Here is a 23,114-nt window from a genome sequence, read left to right as displayed (position 1 = left end):
TGGATATTCGTAGATTATGCAACGTAATTCTGCATAATTCCTGTCTATGTAATAAGGAGGTTTACCTATGCAACCTGCTACCACAATCAGACAAGAGTTGGAGGATTACCTAAGGCGGAGTGGGTTAACTCTTCATCAATTCTCCAAGACTTCCGGCATTAATCCGGGGACGGTCAGTTCGATGATCAGCGGGCAGCGGCAGATTTCCATGCATAATTTGGACCGGATCACGGTGGGCATGGGGCTGGAGGAAGGCAGCCTTTACGAGGTCTACTTGGAGGATTACTTGCTGGGCACGGCGCTGGACTGGCGGAGGGCGGGGCCGTTCTTGCGGCGGTGTGCGGAGCTCGGCAAGCTGGACTGCATACAAAGGCTGGTTCAGGCGATGGCGGATCATTTGGCGTATATGTCCCCGTTGTTTGAGACAGCGGAGCGGTTTTTTGCGGAAGGGAAAAAGGCGGCTGCCGCCTTGCTGTATGGATGTGTTGCCGAATGCGAGAAATACCAGCATTCCGAGCGGCTGGCGCTGGGCCGATACCGGCTGTTTACGATTGGACTCGGGGAGGATCAAGTGGAGAATCTGCGAAAAGCCATTTTGTTCGAGGGTTATGTCGACCGTTTGGATGAAGGGGATCAATTGGATGCCCTAAAAGATTTGGCGGATATTTACGCTTCTCTGCATCTGTGGGATCGGGTTGACTCTATTGCGGAAAGGTTGGAGAAGATGGCTAACCCCCGATATCAGCACCCGGTTAAGCGCAAGCGTGAAGCTGAGGACAGTAAGGGGCCGTCCAGGCCGAGGCTTTTTTACCTGCTGTATGCGTATTTGCTGAAGGCCAATGTCTGTGACATACGCCAAGAGTACGACCGGGCTTTGGAGTACGCGCGCTTGTATAGTGAAGACGATCTGCTTGAATCCTGGGAAATCGGCGAGGATGAGCGGCGGGTTGTCGAGCAGTTTAGGGAGTGGGGCAAAGCCAACGACTATTTGTACCGTTTGATGGCCGGGCAAGCTGAGGTGCTGACGGATTATGTGGAATATGTGGCCGCTTATAAGCATGAAATTTTTCCGGCAATGTACCGGATTTTGCAGGCGTCGAATCGGTATCACTGGAACGTGGATGAGGTTTTGGATCGTTTCCAGGGGCATTTTGAGGATAAGGAGCGGCTCTGCCGTTTTGGCAAATACAATGCGCAAATTGTGGCGGATCAGTACGCCCGGTTCCTGTTTGAGCTAGCGTTTTATGAATTGCACAGTCAGCGGTACGAAGAAGGGATTGAACATCTGATCAAAAATTTGGAGATCTCGCGAAAATTCAATGATGAGTCCATTTTGATCCGTTCGATCCGTTTATTCGAAGAGTTCAGGCATACGGCATCAAGTGAGCAACAAGTGCAGTACAAAAATATCATTTGCGAGGTGTATGAGAATGATGAGGAAAAGAAGAGTGTTGCCGTTGTTCGCGATTAGCTTCAGCTTCCTGCTTGGCGTTGTGGGGATACTGGACAACTCCGTGTTCCAAATCTTGATTCATGGGCTGGGGGGTTAAGCGGAAAAACAGATTCACCCAAACCAAGCAACCCCCCGGCGACCATGCCGGGGGGTTGCTTCATCCTCCTATGCTTCTACACTACTCCTTCGTGTAGCTCCCAATCACCTCCGCCAGCTCCGTCCAATGCTCGCATTGCTCCCAGTGGAACGAGGCCGGCAGCTCGGCGATTTCCTCCCAGGACCGCTTCTCCAGGACCGGCTTCAGGTTCTGTTCGACGCAGATGACCTGCATCAGCGTGCGCATGCGGAATTGCAGCGGGTAGCGCATCTCTCGGGAGATGGGCTTGAAGTAGGTTGCGGCCATGTAGTCGACCAGGGCTTCGCCTTTTTCCTGCTCTTGGTGCTGGTTCCACACCAGCTTGATCTCGTCGGTCAACCGGCGCCAAGGCGTGTCGGCACGGGGGTAGACGATGCCCATCGTTGCGGCGTCTTTGTAGGTCCACAGCGCCCAGGACACGTTATTGTCCTCGCACAGGTCGAGCATATCCTCAATGATTTCCATTTGGAAATTGATCTCCTCTTGCTCGAACACAAGCCCCAGCTCCCCGCACCAGACGGGGCGGTTGTATTTGTCGCGGATGGCCAGAAGTTTATGGAAGGCCTCCGCGAAAATTTCCTTGCGGCGTGCGCGATCCATCTCTCGGGTGAGCACGGCCGGTTCGTCGACGAACGGATAGAAGTGGAACTCGTAGGCCACCTGCGGATCGTCGATCGGATCGATCATCGAAAAGTCGGTCGTAAACGCGTTGCCTTCGATGAAAATAATGTGCTGCTCGTCGTGTTTGCGGATTTCCGCGATTACCCTGCGGTAGAATTCGTTGAACACCTCCGCGTCGGTTACCATCGACGGTTCGTTGACGATGTCGTAAGCGGCGACCCAAGGCTGATCCTTGTAATGCTGCGCGATGCGTCCCCACAGCCGGATCACCGTATCGCGCAGCGCGCAGTATTCCCAGAACAGCGGCAGACCGGAGCTGGTGTCGCAGTGCCAGTCCGGGTTTTGCCCGCCCGGCACGGAGTGGAGGTCCAGGATCGCGTAGATCTCATGCTTGGCGCACAAGCCGACGACATGATCCAGATACTTGAAGCCCTCTTCCTTCAACATTTCCGGGTGCTGGTCATCGATAAAATATTTGTAGTTAAACGGCAGGCGCAGATGGTTCACGCCCAGCTTTTTCAGAAATTCAAAATCCCGGTCATCGACGAATTCGAGCAGGAAGCGGTCGAAAAACGCCTGGCTCCGCTCCTCGCCGTACACCTCCGCAAAAGCCCGCTTGATCATCGTATCCGTTCCCGGCAGCCCGATCATGAAGTGCTCCAGATTCATCCAGGAGCCGAGGCCGAAGCCGCGGAACAAGATTTTTTCCCCGTTCACCGTAAAGTTCTCGCCCGACACCTGCACAAAAGGTTTTATCGTCGTCATGGTTCAGCAGCCTCCCCTTTCCCATCCATTAAAAGTTAGTTTTTCATGCCCGTCGTGGCCACGCTTTGAATAAAAAACCGTTCCCCGGCCAGGAACACCGCCACCATCGGGATCGTGGCAATGACGGTGCCCGCCATCAGCAGGCCGTAGTCCGTCGTATGTTCGGTTTGAAAAGCTTTCAAGCCGAGCTGCAGCGTTTTTAACTTATCGTCGTTCAAATAAATCAGCGGCGCCAAATAGTCGTTCCACATATACGTAAAGGTGAAAATCGCCAAGGTCGACAGCGCCGGGGCCGACAACGGCAGCATGATTTTGCGGAAAATCCGCCATTCGCTGTAGCCGTCGACGCGCGCGGCTTCGTTCAGCTCGTTCGGCAGGCTGAGGAAAAACTGGCGCATCAGGAAGATGCCGAAGCCGCTGAACAGTTGAATCAGCACGTAGCCGGTATGCGTGTTGTACAAGCCGAGGCGGCTGACGACCGCGAACTGCGGCACCATGATCGACTGCCAGGGCATCATCAGGTTGGTCATGAACAGGATGAATACGACGCCTTTGAACGGCACCTTCAGCTTGGCGAACGCGTAAGCGGCCATGGAGCAGATCAGCACCTGCAAAACGGTAATCACCACGGACAGCTTCACGGTGTTGAACACATATTGGCCGAACGGAATGGCCCGCCAAACCTCCCGGTAGTTGTCCAAATATAACGTCTGCGGAATCCAGTTAGTCGGGTTCTTGAACAGGTCGATGTCCGTCCGCAGCGAGGACGAGATCATCCAGAGGAACGGAAAAAGAGCGGCGACCGAGCAGACGACCAGAACGGCCAGCAAAATGTAGTAGAACGAAAGGCCTTTTTTCGGCCCATTAAAGGTATGCATGCGAAGTCCTCCCCCCTTCTGTAGGTGTCATTTTAATAAGTGACCCATTTTCTCTCCATTCGGAATTGAATGAGGGATATGACCATAATGATAAGGAACAAAACGGCCGACATCGCCGCGGCGTATCCCATGCGGTAATGGATGAACGCTTCCTGGTAAATCCGGAACACCAGCACGTTGGTCGAGCGTCCCGGCCCGCCGTCGGTCATGACGGAGACTAGATCGAACACCTGGAACGAGTTGATGACCGTCAGCACCAGCACCATAAACAGCGTGGGGGATAAACTCGGCAGGGTAATGTACAAAAACTGCTGGAACTTGTTCGCTCCGTCGAGTTTGGCGGATTCGTACAGATGCTCCGGGATGCCCTGAATGCCGGCGAGCATAATAATCATGTAATAGCCGAAGCTTTTCCACACGGCCACCAGAATGATCGCCAGCAGGGCCCAATGCGAGGACATCAGCCATTCCGGCGGATGGGCGACGCCAAGCGCCTTGAGCATGGAATTGATCGGGCCGGAAATCGGATTGAACAGCAGGCCCCACACGATGGCGATAGACACCATGGACGTGATTTGCGGAAAATAAAAAGCCATGCGCAAATATTTGCGCAGATGCCGCACCCCGTTCAGCGCGACCGCCGACAGCAAAGCGAGCAGTACCGTAAGCGGCACGAACACGAGCGTATAAATGACGTTGTTTTTGAGCGAGATGCGAAAATAATCGTCCTGCAGCAGCTTGGCGTAGTTGTCCGTGCCGACGAAGTTGGCTTTGAGGTTGAACCCGCCGTAATCGGTAAAGCTCATGCTCAGACCATAGATCAGCGGGATAAAAATAAATACCGCGAACAAGACGAAAGCCGGGAGGATGAATAAAGTACCCGGCAGGTATGCCTTGTAGCCGCGCAGCCGTTGGCCGATCATCGAGGCCACCTCCTGTAAGTTGTTCTGAAGCCCCGTAAAAGAGGCTCGGCTTCCGTTATGGGGATAGCGGAAGCCGATGGTTTGCCATATCGGTATCGTTTATTGATTCAGCACGGATTGACGTTCCTTGGTGAAGTTTTGAATGGACGTGGCCGCATCCTGCTCCTGGAACAGGAAGAGGTCGCGCTGTTCGTTGTAAACGCGGTTCACTTCGTCGATTTGCGGAACGGGCTGGTTCTCGACGACCGTCTTCGCTTCGAAGAAGTAGCCGCTGCCTTGCGTTCCGGTGGCGTTCAGGAACGCCTCTTTGGTTTTGTCGCTGGCGTAGGCCGGCAGTACGCTTGATTCGGCGATGACCGATTCGCCCTGCTCGCCGGCGACGAACTGCACGAACTTGAACGCCGCGTCGCCGTATTTGCTTTGCGGGTTAATGCCGATAAAGGTGCTCACGCCGCCCACGGTGATCGGATCCTTCATGCCTTCCGGCAGCGGAAGCGGAGCCATGTCGAATTCGATGTCGGTTTTGCCGGCGTCGATATCCGCCTTCAACATGTTCAGCGTCCATTCGCCGTTGACGAGCATGGCGACGTTGCCGCTTTCGAATTGCTTGATCCAGTCGATGCTTTCCGCTTTCATTTGCTTGTAACTCATATGGGAGCCATCCGTGTAATAGAGGCGGTTCTGGTAGTCGAGCCAGTTCGCCACGGGGGTGAGATCGTCGTCGAGGATCGTGGCGCCTTCCTGCAGCGCACCCAGCGGAGCGGTCAGCCAGTCGGCGAAGTATCCGCCCCATTGCTTGCTCGCGCCGTCGCCTTTGGTAAGGCTTTTGGCCAGTTTGGCGTATTCTTCCCAGGTCATTTGCTGAGGATAAGGAACGCCGGCGTCGTCGAACAGCTTCTTATTGTAGAACAGAGCATATTCCGAGGTGCGGTAAGGGAGAGCGTAATATTTTCCCTTCGTCAGCACGTTGGTGATGTCCTGGAAGCTGGGACCGTAAGCGCCGACATCCAGATTGGCCTCCTTGATCTTGTCGGTCAGGTCGACGAGCTGGCCTTTGGAAGAATAAAGCCCGAGGCCGGAAGTTCCGTTCATGCTGTAGACGTCCATTTTGGAACCGCCGGACAGGTTGTTCATGATTTTCGTGTTGTATTCGTCGGCGTCGTTGCTGATGGTCGTCATTTTCACTTCGATGTCGCTGTTTTGCGCGTTGAACGCGTCGACGATTTTTTGCATGTAGTCGGCTTCGTCGGTCCAGGTGTAGTAGTCGAGCACGACTTTCTCGCCGTCGCCCGGGTTGTTAGCGCTATCGTTATTGCCCGAACCGCAGCCGACCAGCGTGAGCATGAGCGCGAGCGCTGCCGCCATACCAACGCGGGTGTGTTTTCTGATCATTCGAACCCCTCCTGTATCTGTGTTATGGTTTGAGAGCAGACCTTACAATTACAGTCTAAGTCGAATGCCTGATCCTAGTAAGGTTGAACTTTTATCGTCGCCGGAATCCCCGCGAGGCCGTCCCCAACGCCGTTTCGCCGCGGGTTCGGCCGCCGGAAGGGCCGGGGGTTGTAGAAAATTTCAACCTTTACAGCCGGAGATCCTTGAACTAAAATGAAGTACTTCGAAGAGGAAGGGGGAGAAATGCATGTTTATTTTCCTGGTGTTCATACTCTTCATCGCCATCGCCGTCTTCTGCCTGCTGCAGCAGCGGTACACCAAAGCCACGCTGTTTATGCTGCTCATGGGCCTCTCCTACTTGGTCGTCGTATCCTGCATCATTATTTACATGTCGAAGGATGCTTATTATTACAACAGCCTGGAGCATTATTTCGGCATCAGCGGCGACCTGCAGAACCAATTCATGTTTTTGCCGATTTCCCGGCTGAACCTGATCCGTCTGCTGAATTTCTTCACCGTTGTGTTCCTGTACGCGAGTTTGTGTTCGGCGATCTATTTCGCGTTTCACGTACAGCTGCAGCGTGGGGTATGGCTGCTGACGGGGCTGGCCGTGCCGTGCCTGATCCAGGTGATCGTGTACGACCCTTCTTTTTACGCGAATCTGTACTATAAGCTGTATCCCGGGGTCATGAGCTCCCAAGCGATCGTTTCCATGTATGAAACTTTGCATGCGCTTACTTTCGCGTTGAACACGTTATACCTTGCTGCCGGCGTCGTTTTGCTGGTGTACGCGCTGTACGATGCGCCAAAGGTGCGCCAAATCCGCAGCAATATCGCCATGATCCTGATCTCCTACGTTTCCGTGCAGGTGACTTACTATTACATTAACTATTGGTCGCCCGACGTGCTGGTGAAGGTGTCCAAAGCCGCTCATTTCGTCCATTACAAGCCGATCAACCTGGTCGGGAACCCGTCGATTTACTCGCTGCTTCCTTATATTGCGGGTCTGTGCCTGTTGATCAGCCTGTACGGCATATATAAATATACGCGCATCCAGAACAGCATCAAAAACCAGGAGTCGGTCATATCCACGAACATCGATTCTGCGCTTCTTACTTCCCGTGTGTTTAGCCATTACATGAAAAACGAACTGCTGGCAATTATGGCGCAAACGGAATTTCTGGAAAACATGCTGGAGGAATCGCCCAAGGCGGTTGCGGAAATCCGCGTGATCGAGCAGCGCTGCCGGAAGGTGTACGAGCGGCTGGATTCCGTGCACCAAAAAACGCTGAAATCGAAAATCGAGCTGCAACCGGTCGTGTTGAGCGAGCTTTTGGAAAAGCTGCTGCAGGACATGCGGTCCGATTTGAAGCAGATTCAGGTTGAGTATGCCCCTCCTGCCAAACCGCCCGTAATTATGGCGGATCCGTATTATTTTTCCCAGGCGATCGGGAACATTATCTCCAATGCGGTGGATGCGCTGGAATACGTGCCGGACAAAGCCAGAAGGCTGACGATCGGGCTGATCCTCAAGAACAAGTGGGTTGAGCTGACCGTATCGGATAACGGGACGGGAATGACCGAGGAGCAGGTGCGGCAGATTTTTCAGCCCTTTTATTCTTCGAAACCGACGGCCACGAATTGGGGGATGGGCTTGTCCATCAGCCATTCGATCGTTACCGCCCATGGCGGCAAAATCCATGCGGAGAGCCGGCCCGACGAGGGCAGTTCGTTTCATATCGTGATGCCGCTGCTGTCGATTGCCAAACCGGAAAGGAGTTGAACAGGCATGAGTGCGCCGGTCATCAAGGTATTGATTGTGGAGGACGATCCATTGATCGCCAAACGTTATCAGATGATCTTGTCCAAGGACAAGGACATCGAATGCGTGGGCAGCGCGTCGAGCGGATACGAAGGCACGATGCTCGCCGCCCTCAATAAACCGGACGTGATTCTGATGGACATCGAGCTGGAGGACAAGCAGGCGGGGCTTCGGGCCACAGCCGAAATCCTCAACTATATGCCGGCGGTGAAGGTCGTGATGCTGACGGTATTGGATACGGACGAAGCCGTATTCCGCGCTTTCGAGCTGGGAGCGACGAACTATTTGCTGAAAAACATGCCCGCCGACGCCATTCTGCAAGCGGTGAAGGACGCTTTTGAAGGCCGTCCCTCGCTGCATGCCAACATCGCGGGCAAAATTACGCGCGAGTTCCAGCGGATCAAAAAATCCGAAGACAGCCTGCTGCATAATTTTTACATCCTGACCCAACTGACTTCAACCGAGCTTGAAGTGCTGGAACTGCTGATGAAAGACTATACCCGCCAGGAAATCTGCAAGCTGCGTCACGTGGAGCCGTCCACGCTGAAATCGCAGATCAACAGCATTTTGAAAAAATTCGGCAAAAACAGCGTCCAGGAAATTGTGCCGGTTCTGCGGGAGCTGCACATTCCACAAATTTTGGCGCAGCGCAAGGGAAAAGGGGAGTGAGGCATTTCGCAAGCCGAACGGGCAGGATTCGAAAATTCGAAGCCGGTATTGGAGGCTATGTTCTTCAAGTCATATCATTAATGCGAAGGGGGCTCTATAATTAGGCCAACACTCAAGGGGAAGAGGCGCTGCCAATGAATGAGGAGAGAAAAGACGAGGTCGGGCGGAAGTTTTTGCTGAGCGGGTTAAGATCGGTGGAGGAATGCCGGGAGCTGGAGATTCAGGAATTGATTTTCCTGATTCATTCGGCCAAGCATTTTAAGGAGCAAAAGGCGTTCCTGAACGAGCGTTTCGATGAGCAAATTGCCGTGTTTCACCGTGTTTTGAAGGAGAAAATCAAAGAGGCGGATGCCTTGTACATAGCTTATGACAAACATACGAATTACCCTTACGTCGATGGCGAGGACCGGATTTGGATATTCTCGAAACAGGAGTATGCCGCGGAAGCGGAGGACTACTTCCTGCAGCAGCTTCTGATGCTGGAGATGCGAGCCATCGGCGGAGAAAACATCCTGAAGACGTTTGCCGATCTGCATATTCTGGGACTGCGGAGTATTATCGTCGACAACGGGCAGTACCATCTTTTGCTGGACCGGGACGAGATTTTGCCGCCGCCGGACTGGAGCGAAACGCCGGAGATCAGCATCCCCGTGACGAATCCGGGACTACAGCACGCGCTCATCCGGTTTTTTCAAACCATGTATTCCCGGCAAAATGACGAGGGGAAGCAGCAGCGTCTTCAAGTCCTGGAGGGGCGCATGCTGGACGAAGTCCTTGGCGCGAAGTTCTTGGTGCCGATGCAGCTCAAGGAAAAGGAACCTTCCGCTGCCGATGAGCAAGGCGTAAAGACGCTAAAGGAGGGCACGGTGATCCAGTCCGGCGTGTTAAGCGCGGAGGAGAATTCGGCCTGGCTGCCGGCGTATACGGATTGGCCCGAGTTCGAGAAGGCGTTCGATAAGAGCGTATGGAGCAGCAACGTTGCCAGCTTTGACGATGTGCTGGCTTTGTCCGAGAAAATGACCGGCGCCGTCATCAACAGCCACGGGATCTCGCTGCGGATCGACGAGAAGAACAAGCGAATGATCGAGGATTACCGGGGGCAGGTCGCCGTGGCGCAAGCGAACTCCGGGAAGGAAGGGACTGCGCCGGTTCAAGAGGTAACTATTCAGAAGGATACGCGGGTGCTGCTTGGTGAGCCCAGAGAGTACCCGCACAAGATGATCGACGCGATCAAAGCGCATTTGAAAACGGAGAAACGCGTCAAAAAGGCTTTTTTGCGCCTGATGGTGCGGGACGCCGAGAAAAGCTACCTGCTCATAGTCGATTTTGAGGGCAGCAAGGAGGAAATCTTCGGCGGGATCGCGGCTGCGGCCAACCCCAACTTGAACGGCATGCTCCTCGACATGGTCCCCTTGGACGGCTGGGCCGATCAGGTGAAGGATGTCGAACCGTTTTATACAAGGAAACGTTTCGGGTTGTTTTGAATCGCGGAGTCCTGAGTTCAGGATCGAATCGGCACCGGCTGCCTGATGAGGGAACGCGGCGAAGTCTCAGGTCCGCTAACGGATCCCAATGACGTTATTTCGGTGGAAAAAGGTGTCTGAGAAATGTAACGGACTCCACAGTCCTTATTTGGCTGATTTGCACACTTTTTGGGCTGCTTGGGTCAAATAAGGACTCCTGGCTCCGTTGGAACGTGAAACCCGGCTTTTTGCGGCAAATAAGGACGCTGGCGTCCGTTAGCGGGAGAGGATACGGATACATTGACTGGCGCCTGTTGCTGTGCAGTTTTGCCGAACTGTTGCACAGCCGTCGTGCCGTCTAGCCAGCCATGCAGCCGAACTGTTGCATAGCCGTCGTGCCGTCTAGCCTACTGCTGTTCTGTTGCACAGTCATCCCGCTCCTCTAGCGCCCCTCTCCCTCTACCTGTCGTTCAATTGTTCTACCGCTCTGGCGCCCTGCCACTCAGCACCAGGCTCCAGATTGCTTCATTTACATATTTCCCTCGAATGGCTGACACACGGATGTCAGCCATTCTGCTTTATAGTAAAAGTAACGAAGCGCCTTAAACCCCAAAAGGAGGAAAAGACATGACCGACAACAGAGTGAAGCTCAAAGAGGATTTGCAAAGAATCGCAAAGGATGAATACCGCCTTCGCGAAGGCGAGCGGCATGAGGAGTTCGTTGCGCAGATGCTGAAATATATCGGAGATCCGGATCCGGATCTCCGGGACGAGTTGATTTACCCAACCTTTTACCACTGGATGCATCCGCAGTGCTTGATCATGGAGACGCTGCTGCGCAACATGCTTGCCGTGCTGACGGATGAGCGGCATTTGTTCTTCCATATCGGCAGCGAGGAGGACGAGACCGTGTTTACCCGGGCCTTTTCGGTGCTGCCCATCGCGTTGATTATGCTGCGCCACCGGGAGCTGCCTTTTCTGGAACCGGCAGAGTTCCAGAACCTCAAACGGTCTCTGCTCCGCTATTACCGGGAGGAGAATGACTTGCGCGGCTATCTTCCGGGCGGAGGATGGGCGCACAGCGCCGCTCACGGAGCGGATGCGCTCGATGAGCTGGCACAATGTCTGGAGAGCGACGACGAGACGCAGCGCGAGATTCTCGCCGTGATTCAGGGGAAGCTGCAGAACGGGAAGCATATTTTTAGCGAGCAGGAGGATGAGCGGATCGCCACGATCGTAGACACAATGATCGACAAGGGCTTGCTGTCTGCCGAGGAAATCGCCGACTGGCTCGCCGGTTTGGCGGAATGCGGGGACTGGCTGAGAAACCGCAGCCAGTACATCGCCCGGGTCAACTGTAAAAATATGATCCGCAGCCTTTATTTCCGCCGAGGGCAAGACGAGCGGAGCGAGACGATTCAAACCGCTCTGCTGGCTGCCGAAGCCGCACTGAACACTTTCCGCTAAAATCGGCGGAAGGCCTCAAAATTGTCCCGCAATCCCCACATTTTACGCTAAGTTAACACTACTCGGCATCTCCGAAAAAGGGTAAAATGGGAGATAGAAGTTGAACAGAGAAAAGTAACATGGCAAGAGTGTGAAATGTTCTTTCTATCGACCAGAACCACCCCCAAAGGAGCAAAACATGGCGCAGTTAGTGTACAAGCAAATTATCGATGACCTGAAGGCGAAGATTTTCGCCGGAAAGTTCGCCAATATGAGGCTGCCGGACGAACGGAGCCTGAGCGAGACGTACCAGGTGAGCCGGAGCTCGGTCAAGCGCGCGCTTACGAAGATGGAGAACGACGGCATTATTTTCAAAAAACGCGGGTCCGGTACTTTTATCAATCCTTTATACATAAAAAACGAATCCGTTTTCAACTACGAAGGCTCCAATCTGGGCGTCACCGACAACTTCCACATGGACGGCAAGAGGCCGAAGATCAAGGTGCTGAGCTTCGAGGTCATACCGCCGACGGAAGAGCTGCAGCGGGATTTGTTCTTGGAACCCCACGATTTCGTCTACAAGATCGTCCGCCTGCGCCTGTTCGACGACGAACCGTTCATGATCGAGACGGGCTACATTCCGATCAAAATCGTCCAGAACCTGAATCAGACCATCATTGAGGGGTCCATTTTCAATTACTTGCAGAATGCGCACAACCTGGCCGTGACCAAGTCGTTCCTGTCCATTTTTGCGGAACCCTCCAACGCGGAGGACCGGGAGCTGCTGCATCTGAAAGAAAACGAGCCGGTAGGCATCATGGAAGGGATCTTCTTCCTCGATAACGGCACGCCGTTCGAGTTCTCGCATATGCGGCTCCACTACAAATATTTGAAATTCAACACGTTTGTCTCGGTGCAATCCTGATATCCAATAAGACTGAGTAAGACCGAAAAACCATTTTCGGTCTTCAGATTGTTGAGAAACCCATGTCTTGTTTCCAAGAGTAAGTCGTCGGCAAGTGTAAGTGGCCGTCCGATTGCGGGGCTGGCTTTCGGCAAGCTCCGAAGGTTGAAGACGCCGCCATCATGCAGCGGTTCGGGCAGCCGCAGCTGGATTGTGTTTTTGCCGCAGGGCGGCGAGCGCTGAACGGGACCATCTTCGTCCAGACCCGGCCCGGCCTGGAATCAGCCTTAACCGACGCCGACCGTCACGAACGCGATGTCCCGAATGATTTGCTCGAATAGCGCCATAAATGGGCCTTATTTCACTCCAAAACCGCATTTTCCAGAAAATAGCGGCGCAAAAGGGTCTTATTTTCGGCGAAACGTCTGAAACCGGGAAAAAAAGGAGCTGCTTTGAAGAAATAAAGCCATAAAAGGGCGCTATTCCTTCAGAATGATGCCTTCCCGTGGAAATAAGGTCTTAAAAGGTCGCTATTTCAAGTGTCTGAGGGATGCGGCGTTTTGGAATGTCGTTGGGCCATTGTTGACGAGAGCATACCATTGAATATGAAGCACATTCTCGGAGTTGGTTTGGCATGTGGCAGGCTTTTTCCGCTCTGAAATAACGGTAGATTCGCAATTTTGAAGTTTCGAGCACTCGGGACAAGAAAACCCGTTTCATTGCAGGAATTGCAAGGCTGGGGCTAAGCTGGCCGGCCTTGGCTGATGAAAAAAACGTTTAAACACCCGGGGCTTAAAACACCCCGGATTTCTCGACAGCCTGAAGACCGAAAAACCATTTTCGGTCTTATTTTTTTGCCCATATGCTTAAAAATTAACTGGTTTATATTTGGTCTCCAGCAAAAAAATGACCGATTTCAGGATCGGAACCCACCATTTTTCATACTATGTTCACTTTTTCACATAATTGGACCGTATCAATTTTCCAAAAAAGTCGTTATGATATATACATAGGTGAAAATATTCACAAGCGGCCTAAAGATAAAAAACAAGGAGTGGATTCCCATGGTATTATCATTTACGGAAACGGATTACTCGTCCAAAACGTATCTGGACAAACTCGACGCTTACTGGCGCGCAACCAACTATATCTCGGTAGGACAGCTGTATTTGAAGGATAACCCGCTGCTCAGAGAACCTCTGAAGGATGCGGACGTCAAAGTGAAGCCGATCGGACACTGGGGCACGATCCCCGGCCAAAACTTTATCTACGCCCATCTGAATCGCGTCATCAACAAGTACGATCTGGACATGTTCTACATTGAAGGACCGGGCCACGGCGGCCAGGTGATGGTGTCTAACTCATATCTGGACGGAAGCTATACTGAAATCTATCCGCAAATCACGCAGGACATCCCGGGTATGAAAAAGCTGTTCAAGCAGTTCTCTTTCCCTGGCGGAATCGCCTCCCATGCCGCACCGGAAACTCCGGGGTCCATCCATGAAGGCGGCGAGCTCGGCTACTCCTTGTCCCATGGTACGGGCGCGATTCTAGATCATCCGAACCTGATCTCCGCGGTCGTTGTCGGCGACGGCGAAGCGGAAACCGGACCGCTGGCGGCTTCCTGGTTCTCGAACCGCTTCATCAACCCGATTACGGATGGCGCGGTGCTGCCGATTTTGCATCTGAACGGTTTTAAAATCAGCAACCCGACGATTCTGTCCCGCAAATCGCATGAAGAATTGACGGCTTATTTCAAAGGCATGGGCTGGGAACCCTATTTCGTGGAAGGCGAAGATCCTGCCGTTATGCACCCGGAAATGGCCAAGACATTGGATGCCATCATCGAAAAAATCCAGTCCATTCAAAAGAACGCCCGCGAGAACAACGACGCGACCCGTCCGGCCTGGCCGATGCTCGTGTTCCGTTCTCCAAAAGGCTGGACCGGTCCTAAGCAATGGGGCGGCGTGCCGAACGAGAATTCGTTCCGCGCTCACCAGGTGCCGATTCCGGTCGATCAACACAACATGCAGCACGCTCCGGCTTTGCTGGAATGGCTGAACAGCTACAGACCGCAAGAACTGTTCGACGAGAACGGCCGTCTGATCGAAGAACTGGCCGAAATCCTGCCTAAGGGCGACAAACGGATGGGCAAAAATCCGGTAACAAACGCAGGCAACCTGATCAAAGACCTGAAGCTGCCGGACTTCCGCAAATATGCGCTGGACAACTCGACTCCGGGCAAAGTCGTCGCACAAGATATGTCCGTGCTCGGCAAATATATGGCCGAAGTCGTTACATTGAACGAAGAGAACAAAAACTTCCGCATCTTCGGGCCGGACGAAACGATGTCCAACCGTTTGGGACCGGTGTTCGAAGTCACCAAACGTCAATGGATGGACAAAGTCATCGAGCCGAACGACGAATTCCTGGCTCCATATGGCCGCGTGATCGACTCTCAGCTGTCCGAACACCAAGCGGAAGGTTTGCTCGAAGGCTACGTCTTGACGGGCCGCCACGGATTTTTTGCCAGCTATGAAGCGTTCCTGCGCGTCGTCGATTCCATGATTACGCAGCACTTCAAATGGCTCCGCAAAGCGACGGATCAAAGCTGGCGCGCGGATATCCCTTCGCTGAACGTCGTAGCCACTTCAACCGTATTCCAGCAGGACCATAACGGTTATACGCATCAGGATCCGGGTCTCTTGGGCCACTTGGCCGACAAAAAACCGGAATTCATCCGCGAATATCTGCCTTCGGACGCCAACTCTTTGCTGGCCGTGTTCGACGAAGTGCTCAACGACCGCCAAAAGATCAACCTGATCGTGTCGTCCAAACATCCGCGTCCGCAATGGTTCTCGGCCGACGAAGCCAAGGAACTCGTGGACAAAGGCCTCAAGATCATCGACTGGGCCAGCACGGACAAAGGCGGGGAACCGGATATCGTTATCGCTTCCGCCGGTACGGAGCCTACGATCGAAAGCTTGGCGGCCATCTCGATCCTGCACGAAAAACTGCCTGAGCTGAAGATCCGTTACATCAACGTGGTCGACTTGCTCAAGTTGAGAAGCCAAAAGCTCGACCCTCGCGGCCTGTCCGACGAAGAGTTCGATCAGTTCTTCACGAAGGACAAACCGGTCGTGTTCGCATTCCACGGCTATGAAGGCTTGGTCAAAGACCTGTTCTTCGACCGCCATAACCATAACCTGCACGTCCACGGCTACCGCGAAAACGGCGACATCACAACGCCGTTCGATATGCGCGTGCTGAACCAAATGGACCGCTTCGACCTGGTGAAGGAAGCTGTATTGAGCCTGCCGGGGGCAAGCAAGCACCAAGTGATCGTGGCCGAAATGGACGGCATGGTGCAGAAGCATCATGCGTACATTCGCGAAGAAGGCTTCGATCTGCCGGAAGTCGAAAACTGGGTGTGGAAACCGCTGAAATAAAGTATGTAATCGACAACCAAATGGATTGATAGACCGGCATTGGCAACGATGCCGGTTTTTCTTTTTTTACACAGGCAGTTGTGCCTGAACATTGTACAATATACATAGTTTGGTGAATGACGAAGACAGCAAGATTTCAGCATATGGTTGATGAAGGTGAAAAATGTTCCAAAGGAGCGGACTCTATGCAAAATATAGACTTTCTTTCAATAGAAACGGAGAGACTCATATTAAGATTACTGACACTTGAAGACAGCGCGGAAGTTTTAAAACACTTTTCGGCAGAAGAGGTTACGAAGTTTATGGATATCTCAACATGCAAAGACCTGAAGGAAGCTGAGGAGATCATTCAGTTTCATCTTGATGATTCAGGCTGCCGTTGGGGATTGTTTGATCGGAGAGAGAGTAAGTTAATTGGAACTTTAGGATATCATTGTTGGATACCTGATGAAGCCAAAGCTGAAATAGGTTATGACCTGTCCGAGGAATATTGGGGGCAAGGGTTGATGACAGAAGCGATTCGGCCCGTGATTCGATTTGGTTTCGACGTTATGAGCTTAACTACAATTGAAGCAACGGTCGAACCGGGAAATGAAAGGTCGATTCACTTACTCCATAAATTGGGCTTCAAAAGAAAAGAGGAGCTTGTGGAAGGCCTCGTCTATTTTCACTTGGAATCATCGCATGATTAAAAATAGCCAGATGATTTTGCAGCGCGTGAAAGCCGGTATGGTGCTAAGCTTCCCAAATAGCTGCAAATCTGCAGTTATTTCCTACAGAATCGGCTCATATGGAGCAAAAACCTGCGAAAGTGCAGGTTTTTGCAAAGTGAGCGGGCCGATATAGAGCTAAACTCCCCCAATAACTGCAGATTTGCAGTTATTTCCTACGGAACCGGCCTATACCGGGCCAAAACCTGTAAAAATGCAGGTTCTGGTAGCGGGGGGGACGCTAATTGGAGGTTTAGCCCCAATCGGCGGCCGTACGGGAATGGGGCACAATCCCTCGTCATTTGAACGTTGCGTTCGATCCTTTTGGAGGCAGCCGCGCTTACACATGCTGCACATGTGCAGGGGAGTGCGAAGAAACGGGATACGGCGCCTACGATGGAATAGACAAAGCAGGAATGCCGGGTCGCCAAAACAATGAACTTGCGAGCACGGCGCTTGCGACGGAATAGCCAAAGGTTCACCGAATGTTGGCCAAACCAACTTCCTTACTAGCAACTTGCAAATATGGACGAGGAAAAGGGTCAAAATTCCGAACTTTGCACGGTACTGGCGTACGCTGCACGATGCCGGCCGAACGCTGCAAGCTAATTTTTCCTCCATGAAGTTAATCGCCCGCTAAATCTGCTTTTTTTTTAGGTTTCGCAGGCCAATCCCCAAAGTAAGCCCGTCCAATTTGGCGAGCCCGTATTGTATAATGAAAGCGTATGTAGACGATCAATAGAATGAACGACATTTAGATGATAATGAGAGAGAGGTACGAAAGATGTTGAGAGCGACGGAGGATCAAGAGTTTTACGAGTTGTCCAGTCCCACCCTGCTTCCGAAAGCATCGGGGTTTCTGTGGAACGAGAGAATGATGATCCACATGAATTGCCGCGGATATGCGGTAGCTCAGTTCATGCAGCCGGAACCGGCCAAATATTCGCACGCGCCCAATCTGGAAGCGAAGACGTTTATGCAGCCCGAACAGCCTTATTATGCGCATCATCCCGGCCGCTTCGTTTATGTGAAGGATGAAGAGACCGGAGAGATTTTCTCCGCTCCGTATGAACCTGTACGCGTGTCTGTCGACAAGTATACATTTGCAGTGGGCAAGAGCAGCATTGTCTGGAAGGTGGAGTTCAAGGGGGTGGCCGTTGAGATGAGCCTGAGCCTGCCGAAGGATGAGCCGATGGAACTCTGGAGCGTCAAGGTGAAGAATCTTTCGGGAACCAAACGCAAATTAAGCGTGTATCCATATTTTACGGTGGGGTATATGTCCTGGATGAATCAATCGGGGGCGTACAACGAGGGGCTGCAGTCGATCGTGTGCTCATCGATTACGCCATACCAGAAATACCAGGATTACGATACTATCAAGGAATTCAGCGATAAAACCTTCCTGATTCCCGATCGCGCAGCGGATTCGTGGGAAGTGAACCAGGAGGCCTTTGAAGGGGAAGGCGGCATCATGCATCCGTCCGCTCTGGAGAACGAAGAGCTGTCCCGCGGGGACGCGCTTTACGAGACGCCCGTGGCCGTGCTGCAGTACCGGATCGCGCTGGAGCCGGGGCAGGAAGAGAGCTACCGGTTTATTTTCGGCCCGGCCAAAAACGAGGAGCAAATCGCCCGCATCCAAAACGACTACTTCCGGCACAAGAACGCTGAGGGCGAGGACGGCTTCGTTCAAGCGGAGCGGGAATACGACCAGTACATCCGGGAAGGCAAAGGGAGCATTCAAATTACGACGCCGGATCCGCATCTCGACAACTTCGTGAACCACTGGCTGCCGCGCCAAATGTATTACCACGGCCAAACCAACCGTCTGACGACCGACCCGCAAACCCGCAATTACTTGCAGGATAACATGGGGATGAGCTTCATCAAACCGGAGATCGCAAGAGAGGCGTTCCTGACGGCGTTGAGCCAACAAAAAGCGAGCGGGGCGATGCCGGACGGCATTATTCTGCATCCCGACGCCGAGCTGAAGTACATTAACCAGGTGCCGCATACGGACCACTGCGTTTGGGTGCCGATTTGCCTAAGCACTTATCTGGATGAAACGAACGACTATTCCATTCTGGAGGAACAGGTTCGGTACGGCGACAGCGAAGAAACCAGCACCGTATCCGAACATGTCCGCAGGGCGCTGCTCTGGCTACTCCAGGACCGCGATGAACGCGGGCTGAACTTCATTAACCAGGGCGACTGGTGCGATCCGATGAACATGGTCGGCTATAAAGGCAACGGCGTGTCGGGCTGGCTCACGATCGCGACCGCTTATGCTTGCCTGATTTGGGCCGAGGTTTGCGACCGCAGCGGACATACGGAGCAAGCCGAGGAATATCGCACCGCGGCCCGCGAAGCCAATGAGATCATCAACGAATATTTGTGGGACGGTAATTGGTACGCGCGTGGCATCACCGACGACAACGTGGTGTTTGGGGTCAGCAAGGATACGGAAGGCCGGATTTTCATCAATCCCCAAGGCTGGTCGCTGCTGAGCGGTGCCGCTGACGCGGACAAGCGGGAGAAGCTGATGCAAGCGGTCAGAGAACAGCTTGAAACCCCGTACGGGGTGGAAAAACTGGCGCCTTCCTACACCGCGATGCGGGAAGATGTCGGCCGGGTAACCCAGAAGCATCCGGGATCGGCCGAGAATGGCGCGGTCTACAATCACGCGGCTGCTTTCTACATCTACGGGCTGTATGCCGTCGGGGAAAGCGACGAGGCTTACCGTCTGCTCCGCAAAATGCTGCCGGGACCGGATCTGGACGATATGGTACAGCGCGGTCAAATGCCGATTTTTATCCCGAACTATTATCGCGGCGCTTATCGGCAGTTCCCTCGTACAGCCGGACGCTCCAGCCATCTGTTCAACACCGGCACCGTTCCTTGGGTTTACCGCTGTCTGCTCGACGGCCTGTTTGGCCTGCAGGGAAGCCCCGAAGGACTGTGCATCGACCCTCAGCTTCCGTCCGATTGGGACAGCGCCAAGGTAACGCGGGATTTCCGGGGAGCGCGTATTCATCTCGAAATCAAGCGCGCAGCCGGCGTGACGAAAACCGAGGTTATCGCGGACGGCGCTTCGGTAGAAGGCGGAGTGCTGCGGAATATTCAGCCGGGTGCCGAATATCATGTGCGGGTGCAAATTCCTGAGGTATAATAGCTGAGAGAGGCTTGCCAGCCCATAGATTCAGTTATCTATAGACCCGGAGGAATTATATGAAGAAAATCGAAGCGATTGTCAGACCCGAGAAGCTGAGAGAGGTGATCGAGGCGCTCAGGGAGATCGAGGTTAAAGGCTTCACGGTGACTCAGGCGCAAGGCCGCGGCCAGCAAAAGAACACCGCCGGCGTTTACCGGGGCCAAGCCTACACGGTCAATCTTCACGCGAAAGTCAAAATCGAGATCGTCGTTTCCGATTACAAGGTACAGGAAACCGTCGACACGATGATTCGCACGGCCCAAACCGGCGAAATGGGCGACGGGAAGATTTTTGTCCTGCCCGTGCTGGAAATGTACAATATTCGTACCGGCAAGCCGGATGAGACAATCGATGAATTAAATAAATAAGAGCTTTTATGGAGAAGCCACCCGGATGACGGGTGGCTTTTTCATGTTTTGACTCTATAGGGAGAGAAATTTCAATAAATAAGTAACATATGATGTTAACTATTTTGTTGACGTTTTCAATTGCTAAACCATCCACAATTAGATCTTATACCTATAAAATAGATAAAATGGGTGGAATATCCGATAAATATGAATAATTTATTGAATAAATTCCCAGTTTGGTTCATTTTTCTGTCAAGAAATCTGACATTTCATTCGATTTTCAATTGACGCCGCTCCCGGTCGTTCGCTATAATCGGATTTGTGAATTGTAACATGATTATTACATGTTAGGGGAGTTGACATCATGAATTCAGAGTCCATTACTGCATTAAATACGATCTGGGTTGTCCTGGCTGCGGCCATGGTTTTGCTTATGGAAGGCGGCTTCAGCTTGCTGGAGGCCGGGTTTGTCCGCACGAAAAATGCCGTGAATGTGACGATGAAGATTTTTGTTGACTTGACCGTGGGCGCGCTTGCGTTTTTTCTGATCGGATTCGGCATCATGTTCGGACGCGACGCGGGAGGAGTTTTCAGCTTTCGGTTCTGGGGCGCTTCTCAGCATCTGCAGCTTTCGCTGGACCTGCCGTTGTCCGCTTATGTATTGTTCCAATTAGGCTTCGCCATTGCCGCGATTTCCATCATTTCCGGCGCGGTGGCGGAGAGAATGTCCTTTAAAGCGTATATCGCGATTGCCGTGTTCGTGGCGGCGATTTTATATCCGGTTTCCGGCCACTGGGTCTGGAACGCGGACGGCTGGCTGGCCAAGCTTGGAATGAAGGATTTTGCCGGTTCGGCGGCGATCCACGCCATGGGCGGCTGGGCGGCGTTTGCTTTTGCCAAGGTGCTCGGGGCCCGCAGAGGCCGGTTCAATTCCGACGGCAGCGTGAACGTATTTGCGCCAAGCAATATTCCGCTCGCTTCGGCCGGCACATTTATTCTGTGGTTCGGCTGGTTTGGCTTTAACGCCGGCAGCACGCTGAGCGCCATGGACACCCAACTGTCCGTCATTGCGCTGAATACCGCGCTTGCCGCTGCGGCGGGCGGTACTTCCTCCATGATCTATACGATGTTCCGTTACGGCAAAGCCGACCCGAGCATGACCATGAACGGCGCCTTGGCAGGGCTGGTGGCCGTGACCGCGGGATGTGCTTTCATCAGCCCGTACTCGGCCATCCTGATCGGACTGATTTCCGGTGTCCTGGTCATTCTGGGCACACTCGCGGTCGATAAGACCAAAGTCGACGATCCGGTTGGCGCGGTAGCGGTTCACGGCGTAAACGGCGTATTCGGGACGATCGCGGTGGGGCTGTTCGACGCCAAAGACGGACTGTTCACGACCGGGCATGTCCATCTGCTGCTGGTGCAAACGTTAGGTGTAGTCATCGTCTCCCTGTGGGGCTTCTCGCTGAGCTACGGCTTCGCCAAGCTGCTGAAAGCGACGATCGGCCTTAGAGTTTCGGCCTCTGAAGAAGAGGAAGGTCTCGACATGGCCATGCACGGCATTCCGGCCTATAACGACCTGGAGCGTTTCAGCGACCAGCCCAATTTGAACGAGCTTTTTGAGCCGAAGTTGGTGGCGCAGAATCAACAGATACAATAAAGGTTCGTCAACCGCGGAAATAACCGGCGGGTTAGGCCGCCGATAGAAGCATCATCATGCGATGATGCTTTTTTTGCCGCCTCTTGCCTTCACGCAAACAAGTAAGACTTCACGCCGTTCCCAACAAAGGCCTTCCAGATGATCAAATTATAGGGGTACGTCCAGTCGATCCCGGACCCGCTCGTGATTTCATGCAGCCGGTTGCTGTTGAAGATCAAGGAGCCCCTTTGATCAAAAGCGACGCCATCCACCCATAACATCCAGTCGTCGGACACAAGGTCCCGAAAGGTTTCGATGGCAGGGTTGTAGACGCCGATTCCTTTCCCTTCAAGCATTGTGTAAAATACATTCCCGCGATTATCGGCGTGCATCCCGTCCGTGGTGGTGCGTTTGCTGCCGAGGACTCGCACCGCCCGCTCGATCTGTTCATGCGGCGTATGGAAGTTCCGTAGCACGGAGGTGTCGATCGCGTAGAGATTGCGGCCCGACACCACACTGTAATACAACGTGGAGCGATCCGCCGACAGGGCGATGCCGTCGGCTCCGGCCCGGTCCATGACCGTCCTTGTGTCGATTTGGAATTGAAAGCCGGGAACATCCTGCGTGCTGAAGTGCCGGTCCAGCACCCGTCTGAGCGTTCTTGTTCTCATATTGTAGACGATGATTCCGCCGTCAAGGGGATGTCCCGGCGCGCCGTTGCCGGAATCGGTAATATAAACGAAGCCGTTCTTGTTGTCCACGGCCAGATCGTTTAAATAAGAGGTCCGGTATGAAGCGATCTCATCCGGAATCGTGACGGCGTCGATCATTCTTCCTGCGTTCAGATCCCAGACCAGTAGTCTTTGCGATCCCTCCGGGGAGGGGGCAAAAGCGATTTTCCCCTGGTCGAGCAGCCAGATGCGGTTGAACTCGTCGATTTCATATCCTTGAATGGACCGGATGGCGCCTTCGTTTTCTGGCCGATTCCATTCCCAACTGGGGAAAGCGTCCAAAAAGGACCTGCCGTCCCGGATGACAATGCGGTTCATGGTTGCGGGTATTCCGTGGGCGCGGCGGGGGACGCATACATAGTAATTGCCCTGCAGATCGACTTTGACGCCGGTCGGGATCGCCATTTTCCAGAACTGCCCGGCTTCGAACCCCCGTTTCATCTCCGGATCGGGAAAATTCCAATCGAGCCGGTTCCAATGGAAAACTATTTGATACTGCACCCGTATCCCTCCGTCCTTCGTCCGGGTTCGCCCGAGCGAATCCATTCCTGTTGA

The 23,114-nt window shown here is 53.3% G+C and carries 16 protein-coding genes; 11 read left to right on the top strand and 5 right to left on the bottom strand.

The genetic code is table 11. The features are described 5' to 3' along the window. The first annotated feature begins 67 nt into the window (after positions 1-67). Positions 68-1,471, top strand: a complete 1,404-nt coding sequence (locus ACI48K_RS18215) for a helix-turn-helix domain-containing protein (protein ID WP_475029041.1) — start codon at positions 68-70, stop codon at positions 1,469-1,471. Between the two features lie 160 nt (positions 1,472-1,631). On the opposite strand, the gene ACI48K_RS18210 is transcribed toward ACI48K_RS18215, so the two are convergent. The 4 genes from ACI48K_RS18210 to ACI48K_RS18195 all read right to left on the bottom strand — a co-directional run bounded on the left by ACI48K_RS18210 (position 1,632) and on the right by ACI48K_RS18195 (position 6,168). Continuing rightward, the gene (locus ACI48K_RS18210; RefSeq protein ID WP_475029040.1) at positions 1,632-2,975 is read right to left on the bottom strand and encodes a glycoside hydrolase family 5 protein; all 1,344 of its coding nucleotides are present in this window, start codon (positions 2,973-2,975) and stop codon (positions 1,632-1,634) included. A gap of 35 nt (positions 2,976-3,010) precedes the next feature. Next, a complete protein-coding gene (locus ACI48K_RS18205) occupies positions 3,011-3,853 on the bottom strand; it encodes a carbohydrate ABC transporter permease (protein ID WP_475029039.1) in 843 nt (280 codons plus the stop codon). Between the two features lie 32 nt (positions 3,854-3,885). Then, positions 3,886-4,776 (bottom strand): carbohydrate ABC transporter permease, encoded by an 891-nt coding sequence (locus ACI48K_RS18200; RefSeq protein ID WP_475029038.1) that lies wholly within the window; start codon positions 4,774-4,776, stop codon positions 3,886-3,888. 99 nt (positions 4,777-4,875) lie between these two features. After that, complete coding sequence (locus ACI48K_RS18195; RefSeq protein ID WP_475029037.1) at positions 4,876-6,168, bottom strand: ABC transporter substrate-binding protein; 1,293 nt, start codon at positions 6,166-6,168, stop codon at positions 4,876-4,878. 247 nt (positions 6,169-6,415) lie between these two features. Here ACI48K_RS18195 and ACI48K_RS18190 point away from each other — a divergent pair, with 247 nt between their 5' ends. From ACI48K_RS18190 to ACI48K_RS18145, 10 genes are all read left to right on the top strand, one after another. After that, positions 6,416-7,951 (top strand): sensor histidine kinase, encoded by a 1,536-nt coding sequence (locus ACI48K_RS18190; protein ID WP_475029036.1) that lies wholly within the window; start codon positions 6,416-6,418, stop codon positions 7,949-7,951. A 6-nt stretch (positions 7,952-7,957) separates the two neighbouring features. Next, complete coding sequence (locus ACI48K_RS18185) at positions 7,958-8,659, top strand: response regulator (RefSeq protein WP_475029035.1); 702 nt, start codon at positions 7,958-7,960, stop codon at positions 8,657-8,659. A 134-nt stretch (positions 8,660-8,793) separates the two neighbouring features. Next, the gene (locus ACI48K_RS18180; RefSeq protein WP_475029034.1) at positions 8,794-10,143 is read left to right on the top strand and encodes an enhanced serine sensitivity protein SseB; all 1,350 of its coding nucleotides are present in this window, start codon (positions 8,794-8,796) and stop codon (positions 10,141-10,143) included. A gap of 606 nt (positions 10,144-10,749) precedes the next feature. After that, positions 10,750-11,589, top strand: a complete 840-nt coding sequence (locus ACI48K_RS18175) for a DUF2785 domain-containing protein (protein ID WP_475029033.1) — start codon at positions 10,750-10,752, stop codon at positions 11,587-11,589. 178 nt (positions 11,590-11,767) lie between these two features. Beyond that, complete coding sequence (locus tag ACI48K_RS18170; RefSeq protein ID WP_475029032.1) at positions 11,768-12,493, top strand: GntR family transcriptional regulator; 726 nt, start codon at positions 11,768-11,770, stop codon at positions 12,491-12,493. A 1,043-nt stretch (positions 12,494-13,536) separates the two neighbouring features. Continuing rightward, positions 13,537-15,921, top strand: a complete 2,385-nt coding sequence (locus tag ACI48K_RS18165) for a phosphoketolase family protein (protein ID WP_475029031.1) — start codon at positions 13,537-13,539, stop codon at positions 15,919-15,921. 185 nt (positions 15,922-16,106) lie between these two features. Then, positions 16,107-16,613, top strand: a complete 507-nt coding sequence (locus ACI48K_RS18160; RefSeq protein ID WP_475029030.1) for a GNAT family N-acetyltransferase — start codon at positions 16,107-16,109, stop codon at positions 16,611-16,613. Between the two features lie 802 nt (positions 16,614-17,415). Next, complete coding sequence (locus ACI48K_RS18155; protein ID WP_475029029.1) at positions 17,416-19,797, top strand: GH36-type glycosyl hydrolase domain-containing protein; 2,382 nt, start codon at positions 17,416-17,418, stop codon at positions 19,795-19,797. Between the two features lie 59 nt (positions 19,798-19,856). After that, positions 19,857-20,207, top strand: a complete 351-nt coding sequence (locus ACI48K_RS18150) for a P-II family nitrogen regulator (protein WP_475029028.1) — start codon at positions 19,857-19,859, stop codon at positions 20,205-20,207. 346 nt (positions 20,208-20,553) lie between these two features. Then, positions 20,554-21,849: an ammonium transporter gene (locus ACI48K_RS18145; RefSeq protein ID WP_475029027.1), complete on the top strand. Its 1,296-nt coding sequence runs from the start codon at positions 20,554-20,556 to the stop codon at positions 21,847-21,849. Between the two features lie 89 nt (positions 21,850-21,938). Here ACI48K_RS18145 and ACI48K_RS18140 read toward each other — a convergent pair whose 3' ends face one another. Further along, complete coding sequence (locus ACI48K_RS18140; protein ID WP_475029026.1) at positions 21,939-23,105, bottom strand: L-dopachrome tautomerase-related protein; 1,167 nt, start codon at positions 23,103-23,105, stop codon at positions 21,939-21,941. Positions 23,106-23,114: the final 9 nt, after the last annotated feature.

The sequence above is a fragment of the Paenibacillus terrisolis genome (genome assembly GCF_056171975.1).
Note: the sequence above shows the minus strand (reverse complement) of the source record. Positions and strands in the feature narration are given on the sequence as shown.